The following is a 13,055-nucleotide window of genomic DNA, read 5'->3' as shown; positions in this document are numbered from 1 at the left end:
GTCGATGTCAGGCGTCGCTCATGGTGAGGTCGGTGATGACGACCTCCTTCTTGGGGTGACCGCCGCCGGCCTGCTCTGCGAACGCGCCGTCGTCGCCGGCTGCCGCGACATCCTCGACGATGTCCATGCCGCCGGTGATGGTGCCGAGGACGGTGTAGTTCGGGTCCAGCGGTGAGTCCCCGTAGACGATGAAGAACTGGCTGCCGCTGCTGGACGGCTGGCCTGAGTTGGCCATCGCGATGACGCCCGCCGGGTACGGCGGACGCTTGTCGGTCGGCAGGTTCTCCTCCGCCATCCGGTAGCTCGGGCCGCCGGTGCCGTCGGTGTCCCGCCAGCCGTCGCCGGTGGCGCTCGGGTCGCCGCACTGGAGCACCTTGATGCCCTCGGTCACCAGCCGGTGGCACTTGCTGTTGTCGAAGAAGTTCTGTTCCGCCAGGTGGGTGAAGCTGCCGGCGGTGCAGGGCACGGCGGACCGGTCGATCCGGGCGGTGATCGGTCCGAGGTTCGTGGTGATCGTCATGGTCTGGACACCCGCCAGGCTCTGCTGGGTGTCCGGCAACCCGACGTCCTTGACCTGCGGGGTGCGCTCGCCCTCGGCCAACTCGACCCAGTCGCACTGAACGGTGTTCCCGTCCTGTGCCGCGCTGTCGGTGTCGCTGTCGTCGCCGAGCACGTTGCTGGCCAGCCAGGCCGTGCCGGCGACCACAAGCAGCAGGACCACACCGGCCCCGACGACCGCCTGCGTCTGGCGGCGCTTACGGGCCCGAGCGGCCCGTTCGGCCATCTCCTTCTCGAGCCGGGCGCGGGCCGCCGCGCGCTGCCGCTCTCTGGTGGACGTCACGCCTCGATCCTCCTGGACTGTATGTGGATGCCGCTGCGGTGGGGTGGGCCCGGATCGCCCGGTGGTCAGCCGGCGCTGGCGCTGGCCTCGGGTGCGCCGGAGGCCTCCGGCGCACCCGAGGGGGCCGGATCGGCGGGCGACGTCGGGTCCAGCACGGGCTCGCCGACGGTCAGGCTCTGGACGACCACGTCGTCGTTCTCCGGCTTGACCTTCTCCCCGGCCCCATTGTCCACCGTCGGCAGGGCGCCGATCTTCTCGACCACGTCGAGACCCTCGGTGACCCGGCCGATGATCGGGTACTGCGGCTCCTCGGCCGGGGTGTGGTCCTTGAAGAAGATCAGGAACTGGCTGCCGTTGGCTCCGGGCGGGTTCGAGATCATCGCGACGGTGCCCTTGGGATACGTCGGTGGCTCCTCCGGTGCCGGGCTCGCCTCCGGGGCGGTCGGCACGTTCTCGCTGAAGAACGAGTAGGCCGGGCCGCCCAGCCCGGTGCCGCTGGGGTCGCCGCAGCGCACCGCACCGTCGGCGGTGATCTCGTGGCACTTGGTGTTGTCGTAGAACGACTGGCTGGCCAGGTGGGCGATGCTGGCTGCGGCGCACGGGGCACTCGCGAGATCCAGCTCGACGGAGATCGGCGCACCCTGGTTGGTGACGATGGTCATCGGGCGGGTGCCGGTGACCGGCAGGCCGGTGGTCGGTGGCTCGCCGACGTTCCTGAGGCTGCTGTTGCCGTCGGTGTTCTGCGGGGTCCAGAGGCAGACCTCGTCGGCGGCGGTGTCCTCGGTCGGTTCCCGGTCGAACGCGCCGAGCGCCCACGCCGAGCCGGCGACGACCAGCACCAGGATGAGGGCGGCGCCGGCACCGGCCTGGATACGTCGGCGACGTCTGGCGGCGGTGGCCCGGCGGGCCAGTTGCCGGTCGAGCTTGGCCCGCGCCAGTTTGCGCTGCCGGTCCCTGCTGGAAGCCACCCGTGCTCCCCTTCCTCTACCCTTGTCGTCACCCGGTGGTCGTGTACCTGTCGGGCGGCAGGTGTGCCACGCCACACGCCCGCCAGAGTGTACGGGTACCGGCTGTGAAAGTGGTGTACGAGGTCGCTGCCCATCTTCATCGTGATCGGTCAGTGTCTCCGGCGGGTCGGACCGGTCGGGTGGCCGCGCCGGTAGGCTGCCGGATGAGGACGACTCGACGGAAAGGGGAGCGGACGTGCTCGTGGCCGGCTTTCCCGCGGACGCCTTCGGCACCAACTGCTACGTGGTCGCCACCGGGCCGGGGGAACAGTGCGTGGTGGTCGATCCCGGCATCGGGGTGATCGACCGGCTCGACGCGCTGCTCGCCGAGCATCGTCTGCACCCGGCCGCGGTGCTGCTCACCCACGGCCACCTCGATCACACCTTCTCCGTCGCGCCGGTCTGCGACGCCCGCGGAATCACCGCGTACGTCCATCCGGACGACCGGGAGCTGCTCGCCGATCCGGCGAAGGCACTGTCGATGGACCTCACGCAGCTGTTCGGTGGGCGGCTGCCGTACGCCGAGCCGGAGGACGTGGCCGAGTTGACCGACGGCACGATGCTCGCCCTCGCCGGGCTGGAGATCACCGTCGACCATGCGCCCGGCCATACCGGCGGGTCGGTGCTCTTCCGGCTGCCCGGTGACGGCTCGCCCTGGGAGGCGGACCAGGTCTGCCTCTCCGGTGACGTGCTCTTCGCCGGCTCGATCGGCCGCACCGACCTGCCGGGGGGCAGCATGCCGACGATGCTCACCAGCCTGCGGGACAAGATCCTCCCGCTGGCCGACGACACCGTCGTCCTGCCCGGCCACGGCCCCGCGACCACCATCGGCCGGGAACGAGCCACCAACCCGTACCTCGCCGAGGTGGCGGAGCGGGGCGGCGCGCGACCGGCGGCACCCACCCGCGGCCTGTAACGGTCGCGTCGAGACCGCACCGCGTGGATCGCGCGGGATCGCCAGCAGACTCTGCCGCGCAGCGCGCGGCTGCCGAGGGAGTACGTCATGAGTAAGCCCACGCCCATCTCCGGGTTCCCGGAGTGGACGCCCGCCCAGCGGATGATCGAGCAGTTCGTGCTGGATCGGATCCGGTCGACCTTCGAGGTGTACGGCTTCGCGCCGCTGGAGACCCGGGCGGTGGAGCCGCTGGACCAGTTGTTGCGCAAGGGGGAGACCTCCAAGGAGGTCTATGTGATCCGGCGGCTGCAGGGCGACCCGGAGGGCCCGACCGGCGACGATGCACTCGGCCTGCACTTCGACCTGACCGTACCGTTCGCCCGGTACGTGCTGGAGAACGCCGGTCGGTTGAGCTTCCCGTTCCGTCGCTACCAGATCCAGAAGGTGTGGCGTGGCGAGCGCCCGCAGGAGGGGCGTTACCGGGAGTTCGTCCAGGCTGACATCGACATCGTCGACCGGGATGATCTCGCCACCCACCACGAGGCGGAGATGCCGCTGGTCGTCGGGGACGCGCTGCGGTCGCTACCGATCCCGCCGGTGCGTGTCCAGGTCAACAACCGCAAGATCTGTGAGGGGTTCTACCGGGGTGTCGGGCTCACCGACCCGGAGGCGGTGCTGCGCGCGGTCGACAAGCTCGACAAGATCGGGCCAGCCGGGGTGGCGCAGCTGTTGGCTGACTCGGCGGGGGCGAGCGAGGGGCAGGCCAAGGCGTGCCTGGCGCTGGCGGAGATCTCCGCGCCGGACGCCTCGTTCGCCGACGCGGTGCGGGCGCTGGGCGTGAACGACCCGCTGCTCGACGAGGGGGTCGAGGAACTGGTCCGGGTGGTGGAGACCGCCGCCGCGTACGCGCCCGGTCTCTGTGTGGCGGACCTGCGCATCGCCCGGGGTCTGGACTACTACACCGGCACCGTCTACGAGACGCAGCTGCTCGGGTACGAGCGGTTCGGCTCGATCTGCTCCGGTGGCCGGTACGACAACCTGGCGAGCGCGGGCAGCGTCCGCTTTCCCGGGGTCGGTATCTCCATCGGGGTGACCCGGCTGTTGGGGTTGCTCTTCGGCGCCGGTGCGTTGTCGGTGTCCCGGGAGGTGCCGACCTGCGTGCTGGTCGCGGTGGCCAACGAGGAGCTGCGCGCGGCGAGTGACTCCGTCGCCGTGGCGCTGCGGTCGCGGGGCATCCCGACCGAGGTGTCACCGAGCGCGGCGAAGTTCGGTAAGCAGATCCGGTACGCGCAGCGGCGGGGCATCCCGTACGTCTGGTTCCCGGGTGTGGGCGGCGCACCCGACGAGGTCAAGGACATCCGGTCCGGTGAGCAGATGGCTGCCGCGTCAGGGGAGTGGACGCCGCCGCGCGCGGATCTCAGGCCGTTGGTGAGCTGAGCCGGCGGCAGCGTTACCGCTGTTATCGCTTTCCTGCTCAGGGGTGTCATACGGAGGTCAACTTGCCGTGTGACACCCCTGCGTTCGTCTGTGTCCGGTGTGTTACGGATTGCCAATGGGTGAATTCGGGCAAAGCCAGATCTTGCTTATGATCTTAAATATGTGAATACTTTCCTTCGCTTGGCCATTTCCCCAGGTGGTCGAGCTGCCCCCGTCCCTGTCGACGTGACAGGGCCCCATCCCCCTTATCGGGAGGCTGTTACATGCGACCCACGAGGTCAATGCTGCGTCGTGTCGTCACCGTCGCTGCGGCCGGAACCCTGGTCGCCGGTGTACTGGCCGGCACCCCCGCCCACGCGGCACCCGGAAGCGTCTCGCCCGACGCCGCCACCGCCCTCGCCGAGCGGCTCGGCGACCGCGCCGCCGGTGCCTACGCCGACGCCAGCGGCAAGATGGTCGTCGCCGTCACCGACACCGTCGCCGCCCGCCAGGTGGCCGCCGCCGGTGGCACCCCCAAGGTCGTCGAGCGCGGCGCCGCGGAGCTGAACCGTGCCACCGCCGTGCTGGAGCGCTCTGCCAAGATCCCCGGCACCGCATGGTGGACCGACCCGGTGACGAACCAGGTCGTCATCTCCGTCGACAGCACCGTCACCGGCGCGAAGCTGGAGCAGGTCAAGGCCGCCGCCGCACGCACCAACGGTGCGGTTCGCATCGAAGCCGAGGCCACCCCGCTGAGCACCCTCATCTCCGGCGGCCAGGCGATCTACGCCGGTGGCGGCGGACGTTGCTCGCTCGGCTTCAACGTGCGCAGCGGCAACACCTACTACTTCCTCACCGCCGGGCACTGCACCAACATCTCGTCGAGCTGGTACAGCAACTCCGGCCAGACCTCCCTGCTGGGCACCCGCGCGGGCACCAGCTTCCCGGGCAACGACTACGGCATCGTCCGGCACAGCAACTCCGCCAACGCCGCCGGTAACGTCTACCTCTACAACGGCAGCTACCGGGACATCACCAGCGCCGGCAACGCGTACGTCGGGCAGTCGGTGCAGCGCTCCGGTAGCACCACCGGTCTGCGTAGCGGCTCGGTGACCGCCCTCAACGCGACCGTGAACTACGCCGAAGGATCGGTCTCCGGCCTGATCCGTACCAACGTCTGCGCCCAGCCCGGCGACAGCGGCGGCTCGCTGTTCAGCGGCAGCATCGCCCTCGGTCTGACCTCCGGCGGCAGCGGAAACTGCAGCTTCGGCGGCACGACCTACTTCCAGCCGGTCACCGAAGCGCTGAGCCGCTACGGCGTGAGCATCTTCTGACCAACTATCAGCGGATTCCTCCTCCGCCAGCGGGCCACCGGATTCCTCCTCCGGTGGCCCGCACCACTGTGCGGGGTGTGCGGCAGTGCCCGTGCCCTACCGCAGGCGTTAACAAGGGACCCTTCCGCACACCCGGTGAAGGGGGACGGGCAGAATGCCGGGGAGTGGACAAATGGCAAGACGAGGGAGACGCACGTCGTGATCCGTACCCATGACGCCGGCAGCCTGCGCGCAACGGACGCCGGCACCACGGTGACGCTCGCCGGGTGGGTGGCCCGCCGGCGCGACCACGGCGGTGTCGTCTTCGTCGATCTACGCGACGGTTCGGGCGTGGTGCAGGTGGTTCTCCGCGAGGAGGACGCGCACGCGCTGCGCAACGAGTACTGCGTCAAGGTCGTCGGTGAGGTGACCCGGCGGCCCGAGGGCAACGACAACCCGGAACTGCCCACCGGCGAGGTCGAGGTGACGGTCACCGAGCTGGAGGTGCTCTCCGAGGCCGCGCCGCTGCCGCTGCCCGTGGACGACCAGGTGGTGGCCGGCGACGACGTGCGGCTCAAGTACCGCTACCTCGACCTGCGGCGGGGCGGCCCGGCTCGGGCGATGCGGTTGCGGTCCCGGGCCAACCAGCTGGCCCGGTCGGTGCTGCACGAGCGGGACTTCCTGGAGATCGAGACGCCGACGCTCACCCGGTCCACCCCGGAAGGTGCCCGCGACTTCCTGGTCCCGGTGCGCCTGCAACCGGGCAGCTGGTACGCGCTGCCCCAGTCGCCGCAGCTGTTCAAGCAGCTGCTGATGGTCGGTGGGATGGAGCGCTACTACCAGATCGCCCGCTGCTACCGCGACGAGGACTTCCGGGCCGACCGGCAGCCGGAATTCACGCAGCTCGACATCGAGATGTCGTTCGTCACCGAGGATGACGTGATCGACCTCGGTGAGGCGATCGTCGCCACCCTCTGGTCAAAGCTCGCCAACCACGAGATCCCGCGCCCCATCCCGCGCATCAGCTGGCACGACGCCATGGCACGGTACGGCTCGGACAAACCCGACCTGCGTTACGGAGTCGAGCTGACCGAGCTGACCGACTACCTGCGTGGCACCCAGTTCCGGGTCTTCGCGGCGGCGATCGACGCGGGCGGTTACGTCGGCGCAGTGGTGATGCCGGGTGGTGCCGGCCAGAGCCGCAAGGAACTCGACGGCTGGCAGGACTGGGCCAAGGCGCGCGGCGCCAAGGGGCTCGCGTACGTGGTGCTCGACGCCGAGACCGGCGAGGCACGTGGACCGGTGGCGAAGAACCTGTCGGCCGAGCACCTCGCCGGCCTGGCCGACGCGGTCGGCGCCAAGCCCGGCGACGCGATCTTCTTCGCTGCCAGCGGGAACGTCCGCGAGGCCCAGGAGTTGCTCGGTGCGGCCCGGATCGAGATCGCCAGGCGGGCTGGCCTGGTCGACGAGAGCGCCTGGGCGTTCTGTTGGGTGGTCGACGCGCCGATGTTCGAACCGGTCGCCGATCAGGACAGTGGCGGAGCAGGTGGTTGGACCGCCGTGCACCACCCGTTCACCTCCCCGAACTCCGAGTGGGTGGACCGGTTCGAGCAAGCGCCCGACCGGGCGCTTGCGTACGCGTACGACATCGTCTGCAACGGCAACGAGATCGGCGGTGGCTCGATCCGTATCCACCGCCGCGACGTTCAGCAGCGGGTGTTCGACCTGCTCGGCATCACGCCCGAGGAGGCGCAGGACAAGTTCGGCTTCCTGCTGGAGGCGTTCAGCTACGGCCCGCCCCCGCACGGTGGTATCGCGTTCGGCTGGGACCGGGTCTGCATGCTGCTCGCCGGGGCCGACTCGATCCGTGAGGTGATCGCCTTCCCGAAGACCCGCGGCGGGTTCGACCCGCTGACCGGCGCACCCACCCCGATCACCGCCCAACAGCGCACCGAGGCCGGCATCGACGCCAAGCCCAAGCCCCCGGCGCATGCCGGTACCGCCGGCCCGGCCGCCCCCGTCGCCGACCCCACCTGACCCCGGGGTCTGCAAGGAAGGGCGCCTTCCTGATGCCTCAGGAGGAACGGCGCCTTCCGCACGGCGGATGGCGGGAGGAGGCGGCCATGCGGGTGCTGGTGGTGGGTGGAAGTGGTTTTCTGGGACGGGAGCTGTGTCGGCAGGGGGTCGCCGCCGGGTGGTCGGTGGTGGGGACGCGACTCTCCGGTGAGATCGGGGTGGCCGGTGCCGAGGTGCGCCGACTTGACGTGACCGACCGGGCCGCCGTGGTCGCGCTTGTCGCGGCGGTACGCCCGGATGCTGTCGTCGCCACCCCCTACCGGTACGGCGACTGGGCGGTCACCGCCGACGGCGCGGCGCACGTGGCGTACGCTGCCGCGCGGGTGGGGGCGCGGCTGGTGCACCTCTCCAGCGACGCGTTGCACGCCGGCCGGATGCGGGCGTACGCCGACGACGACCTGCCCACGCCGATCTTCCCGTACGGGGCGGCGAAGGCTGCCGCGGAGACGGCGGTGCGGGCGATCGACCCACAGGCCGTGCTGGTGCGTACCTCGTTGATCCTGGGGGAGGGGAGCAGACAGATCCAGCTCTGCCGGGACGCGCTGGCCGGGCGGACGGCCCTGTTCAGTGACGAGCTGCGCTGTCCGGTCGACGTCGGTGACCTCGCTTCTGCTGTGCTGGAACTGGTGGTGGCCGATGTGGCGGGTCCGCTGAACGTCGCTGGCCCGGAAGCGGTCAGCCGGGCGGAGCTGGGCCGGCTGGTGGCCCGCCGGGAGGGTCTCGACCCGGCCGGTCTGAAGACCACCACCGGCACCGCTGCCGGGGTGGTGCGCCCCAGCACGGTGCGCCTCGACTCGTCCCGAGCCTGCGGCTTGCTCCGTACCCGGCTACGCGGCGTCTCGGAGCTGCTCGTCCCTGGCTGAGGTTGGGTGTCGCATCAGCCGGAGCGCTGATTCGAGCGCGTTGTCGACGAGATCCGGGGGCGCTGTCGGCGTGGTCCGGCGCCTCCGGGCCTGGCTCTTCTTCCGCTGCACGATCATCTCCGCGAACGCGGTGACGTCGCTGTGGGGCGGCAGGCTCCAGCCTATGCACAATAATTGTGCATAGAAGTTGTGCACAGCTAGTGTGTGCGGATGGGCACCGAGCATCGTCCGCCGCCACGGCAGGTCCGGATCGATCACCAGCAGGTTCGGGTGTTGGCGCATCCGCTGCGGGCCAGGCTTCTCGGCGCGCTACGGGTCGGGGGCTCTGCCACCGCGACCACGCTCGCCAAGCTGCTCGACAGCAACACCGGCGCCACCAGTTACCACCTGCGTCAGCTGGCCGCGGTCGGCCTGGTGGTGGAGGAGCCCGACCGGGGCCGGGGCCGACAGCGTTGGTGGTGTGCCGCACATGAGAGGACCAGCTGGGAGAACACCGACTTCGACGACGACCCGGACGCTCGGGCCGCGATCGAGTGGATCCAGGCCGAGCAGGTACGCCACTTCGTCGAGCACACCGGAAGATGGTTCGCCTCCCGGGACGACTGGTCGCCGCAGTGGCGCGACGCCTTCGGTATGGGGGACCTCTTCCTGGCCATCTCGGTGGACCGCCTGCAGCAGCTTCAGGCGGAGATGTGGCGGATCCTGGAGCGCTACCGGGCCGAGGCCGACCCCGGCGAGCCCGGTGCCGAGCAGGTGCAGATCTTTCTCGCTGTCCTTCCGACGCTGCTCGGGAGGAAGGAGTGAACCAACTCTCCGTTCCCCGGATCCGGCGCCGTTTTCTCGTCCTGCACGGGCTGCGCTGGCTGCCGACCGGCCTGCTGATCCCGGTGGTGGTCCTGTTGATGCAGGAGCGGGGTCTGACCCTGACCCAGATCGGTCTGGCCGCCGCCGCCCAGGGGGCGGTGGTGCTCGCCCTGGAACTGCCGACGGGTGGGCTCGCCGACGCCCTCGGTCGTAAGCCCGTCCTGGTGGCAGCCAACTCGGTCGGTCTGGTCTCGCTGGGCCTGCTGGTGCTGGCGGACTCGTTCGCCCTGCTCGCGGTGGTCTGGGCGTTGCAGGGTGTGTTTCGAGCCCTGGACAGTGGCCCACTGGAGTCCTGGTACGTGGACAGCATCCTTGCGGTGGATCCGGATGCCGAGTACGAGAAAGGGCTCGGTCAGGGTGGCACTGTGCTCGGCCTGAGCATCGCAGCCGGTGCGCTGATCAGCGGGGGTTTGGTCGCGCTCGGCCCGCTGGGCCCGGTCAGCGCCCTGACCGTGCCGGTGCTGGCTGCCGCCGGCCTCCAGGCGGGTTCGCTGCTGGCGTTGCTGATCCTGCTCGTGGAACGGCGTCCGGTGGACGGGCCCGGTACGGTGCGGGCGTCGGTGCGGGCCGCGCCACGGATGGTCGGTGAGGCGTTCAGCCTGTTGCGCCGTTCCCGGGTGCTGCTCGCACTGGTCGCGGTCGAGCTGTTCTGGGGCTTCGGGATGGTCACCTTCGAGAGCCTGCTACCGATCCGGTTGGCCGAGGTGATCGGCGACGCCGACCGGGCCGCGGCACTGCTCGGCCCGGCGAGCACCGTGGCCTGGCTGGCCTCTGCGGCCGGCGCGGCGAGCACCCCGCTGCTCATCCGTCGGTTCGGGGCTGCGGCCGGTGCCGCGCTGCTGCGGATCGTGCAGGGCCTCACCGTGGTCGCGATGGCGTTGCTCGCCGGACCGGTCGGTGTGCTGATCGCCTTCTTCGTCTGTCACGCCGTGCACGGTGCGTCGAACCCGCTGCACATGGGACTGCTGCACCGGCAGGTCGACGGCCCGTACCGGACCAGCGTGATCTCGGTGAACTCGATGGTGGCCATGCCGGCTGCTGCCCTCGGTGGTGTGCTGCTCGGCTTCATCGGTGACCGGGCCGGGGTGAGTACGGCGATGCTTGTCGGTGCGGTCGCCCTGGCGGTGGCCGCGCCGCTGTACCTGCCTGCCTGGCGGGCAGCCGCGCCCGTAGCCCCGGTCATGCACCGGGGCGACACGAGCGGGGACCGCGTGATCCACCGTGGAGATTGACGAGCCGACCGATCGGGTACATCCCGCGCCGACCTACTGGCAACCCCCACCGGAGGAACGTCATGCTCGCCGTCGCCGCGGCCGTCGTCTTCGGCTTCGCCCTGTTGCTCGACCTGCTCGACACCAAACTGGGCGCACCGGATCTGCTCAATTGGAACACTCTGGTGCTCATCGGTCTGCTGCTGCTTTCGCTCTACCTCGCCGGTGTCGGCCGGGGCTCGGGCGGCGGCGGCCGCTGGTACCGGGGCCGCCGCCCGGGCCGCGGCTGACCGAAAACGATCATCTTGGGCTCGGCTGACGGCGCGATTCCGGCGTTGTCGGCCGAGCCCGGTACTGTTCCCGTGATGGAGTCCGACGCCCTTTTCACGCTCGGTGAACCTGCCACCGCTCCCGGTGCGCAGGCGAGTGCCGGTGGCTTCATCCCGACGGGCCCGGACGCGCCGCTGCCGGTCCGGATGCGCCCAGCTGATCTGGACGAACTGGTCGGTCAGGAGCACCTGCTCAGTCCCGGTGCGCCCCTGCGGCAACTCGTCGCCGGCAGTGCACCGATGTCGGTGATCCTCTGGGGGCCACCGGGGAGTGGCAAGACCACGATCGCCCATCTGGTCGCCGCTGCCTCGGACCGGCGGTTCGTCGCCATGTCGGCCCTGACCGCTGGGGTGCGGGACGTCCGTGCCGTGATCGACACGGCCCGACGGCAGCGGCGTACGGGGGGCCCGCCGACGGTGCTCTTCATCGACGAGGTGCACAGGTTCAGCAAGACCCAGCAGGACTCGCTGCTCGCTGCGGTCGAGGACCGGACGGTAACGCTGTTGGCGGCCACTACCGAGAATCCGTACTTCTCGGTCATCTCCCCGCTGCTGTCCCGGTGTGTCCTGCTCACCCTGCGGCCCCTCGGCGACGAGGCGGTACGCGGGCTGCTGCGTCGTGCGGTGATCGACGAGCGAGGTTTGGGTGGGGCGCTCACGCTCGTTCCCGAGGCGGAGGCTCACCTGGTCCGGCTGGCCGGCGGGGACGTCCGCAAGGCGCTCACGGCGTTGGAGGCGGCGGCCGCCGCCACCACCGCGCTGGGCAACGACCAGATCGACCTGGCCACCGCCGAGCGCGCGGTGGACACCGCCGCCGTCCGCTACGACCGGGCGGGGGACGCCCACTACGACGTGACGAGCGCCTTCATCAAGAGCCTGCGTGGATCCGACGTGGACGCGGCGCTGCACTGGTTGGCCCGGATGCTTGTCGCCGGGGAAGATGCCCGGTTCATCGCGCGGCGGTTGGTCATCTTCGCCAGCGAGGACGTCGGCATGGCCGACCCGACGGCAATCGGTCTGGCGACCGCCGCCGCCCACGCGGTGGAGTACGTCGGTCTGCCCGAGGCACAGCTCAATCTCGCCCAGGCCGTGATCCACCTGGCCACCGCGCCCAAGTCCAATTCGGTGACCACCGCGATCGGGGCGGCCATCGCCGACGTACGAGCCGGTCGGGGCGGGCCGGTGCCCCGGGGGCTGCGCGACGCCCACTACTCCGGTGCCCGGGGTCTCGGACACGGACTCGGCTACCGCTACCCGCACGACGACCAGCGGGGTGTGGTCACCCAGCAGTATGTTCCCGACGACCTGGTCGGCGCCGACTACTACCGGCCGAGCCAGCACGGCGCAGAACGATCGGTGGCCGGCCGGCTACCGTTGCTGCGCCGGATCGTCCGCGGGCTGCCCACCCCCGCCCGCCCGGACGAGCCGACGAAGGGTGGTCAGCCGGACCGGCCGACGTCGTCCGGAGGCGACGATGACGACCGGCGTCCGGCTACGGCAGCCCAGGTGGCTGAAGAGGTCGGCGCGAGCGCCGACGGGAGGGGTAGACAGTGAAATCGTCGGACCGGCCGGACGAGGGCCCGGACGCGCGGCGCGGCAAGGGCCGGCGGTGGGGGCGGGGAAAATCTGAGGCCGCCCCGGAGGAACGAGCCGGTGGCGAGGATCTCGGCTGGATCGACGATCTGCGGTCGGCCAAGCAGCAGCGCGCCGAGCTGGGCCCCGACGGCGTCGCTGTCGAGCCGCCCACCGTTGTCCGTAGCGTGCCGGAGCGGCCAGGTCAGGAGCCGCCCGTACGGCCCGGCGCCGCGCCGGTCAGCCGCCGGGGGCCGGACGGACCTTTCCCACCATCGTCCGGCCGTGGCCCGGCCGACTCCGCACGGGCGCGTCCGGTCGACGGCCCCTGGCCGGGCAACCCGCCCGCCCGGCCGCCGGCCCGCCCGCCCGCCGGCCCGCCTCCCGCAGGCCCCCCTCCGGCGGGTAGGGAACGGCAGCTGGACACCGCGCCGTTCACCAGCCCACCGCAGGGCGTCGACCGTCCCGGTCCCGGCGCACCGAACACTTCGCCGGCCGGTTGGCCGCCGCAACCGGGAGCCCCCGGGCCGTCCGGCCGGGTCGCCGGGCCGGGCCGGGCCCGGCCCGCCGAGGCTCCGGCAGGACCCTCCTCACCCGCTCCCGTGGACCCGACGCCGCCGGGTGGCGGTCGCCGCGTCGCGCCGGACCCGGTCGCCGACCCGGCCGGT

11 protein-coding genes and 1 pseudogene are annotated in these 13,055 nt (G+C 71.1%); 10 read left to right on the top strand and 2 right to left on the bottom strand.

What is annotated here, in order from left to right; genetic code table 11:
* Positions 1 to 7: 7 nt before the first annotated feature.
* Positions 8 to 841, bottom strand: coding sequence for a peptidylprolyl isomerase (locus tag HCA58_RS09965; protein ID WP_169597499.1), 834 nt, complete (start codon positions 839 to 841; stop codon positions 8 to 10).
* Positions 842 to 906: 65 nt separating this feature from the next.
* On the bottom strand, positions 907 to 1,809 hold the full coding sequence (locus tag HCA58_RS09960) for a peptidylprolyl isomerase (RefSeq protein ID WP_169597498.1): 903 nt from the start codon (positions 1,807 to 1,809) through the stop codon (positions 907 to 909).
* A 235-nt stretch (positions 1,810 to 2,044) separates the two neighbouring features.
* Between HCA58_RS09960 and HCA58_RS09955 the strand changes: the two genes are divergently transcribed.
* The 10 genes and pseudogenes from HCA58_RS09955 to HCA58_RS09910 form a co-directional block, all read left to right on the top strand.
* Entirely contained in the window at positions 2,045 to 2,764 is a 720-nt protein-coding gene (locus HCA58_RS09955) for an MBL fold metallo-hydrolase (RefSeq protein ID WP_169597497.1), read from the top strand.
* A gap of 87 nt (positions 2,765 to 2,851) precedes the next feature.
* Positions 2,852 to 4,180 (top strand): histidine--tRNA ligase, encoded by a 1,329-nt coding sequence (gene hisS, locus HCA58_RS09950; protein WP_169597496.1) that lies wholly within the window; start codon positions 2,852 to 2,854, stop codon positions 4,178 to 4,180.
* 263 nt (positions 4,181 to 4,443) lie between these two features.
* Entirely contained in the window at positions 4,444 to 5,493 is a 1,050-nt protein-coding gene (locus HCA58_RS09945) for a S1 family peptidase (protein WP_169597495.1), read from the top strand.
* Between the two features lie 198 nt (positions 5,494 to 5,691).
* Entirely contained in the window at positions 5,692 to 7,509 is a 1,818-nt protein-coding gene (gene aspS / locus HCA58_RS09940; protein ID WP_169597494.1) for an aspartate--tRNA ligase, read from the top strand.
* 86 nt (positions 7,510 to 7,595) lie between these two features.
* Entirely contained in the window at positions 7,596 to 8,411 is an 816-nt protein-coding gene (locus tag HCA58_RS09935; protein WP_169597677.1) for a sugar nucleotide-binding protein, read from the top strand.
* A gap of 210 nt (positions 8,412 to 8,621) precedes the next feature.
* A complete protein-coding gene (locus tag HCA58_RS09930) occupies positions 8,622 to 9,215 on the top strand; it encodes a helix-turn-helix domain-containing protein (RefSeq protein ID WP_169597493.1) in 594 nt (197 codons plus the stop codon).
* The gene (locus HCA58_RS09925) at positions 9,212 to 10,507 is read left to right on the top strand and encodes an MFS transporter (RefSeq protein WP_169597492.1); all 1,296 of its coding nucleotides are present in this window, start codon (positions 9,212 to 9,214) and stop codon (positions 10,505 to 10,507) included. The genes HCA58_RS09930 and HCA58_RS09925 overlap by 4 nt, the downstream gene beginning before the upstream one ends.
* A 62-nt stretch (positions 10,508 to 10,569) precedes the next feature.
* Complete coding sequence (locus HCA58_RS09920) at positions 10,570 to 10,776, top strand: hypothetical protein (protein WP_169597491.1); 207 nt, start codon at positions 10,570 to 10,572, stop codon at positions 10,774 to 10,776.
* Between the two features lie 75 nt (positions 10,777 to 10,851).
* Positions 10,852 to 12,369, top strand: a complete 1,518-nt coding sequence (locus HCA58_RS09915) for a replication-associated recombination protein A (protein WP_169597490.1) — start codon at positions 10,852 to 10,854, stop codon at positions 12,367 to 12,369.
* Positions 12,366 to 13,055, top strand: a pseudogene (locus tag HCA58_RS09910) (hypothetical protein); the annotation flags it as partial. The gene HCA58_RS09915 and the pseudogene HCA58_RS09910, both read left to right, overlap by 4 nt.

Source organism: Micromonospora sp. HNM0581 (genome assembly GCF_012726175.1).
Classification (GTDB): Bacteria; Actinomycetota; Actinomycetes; order Mycobacteriales; family Micromonosporaceae; genus Micromonospora.
Note: the sequence above shows the minus strand (reverse complement) of the source record. Positions and strands in the feature narration are given on the sequence as shown.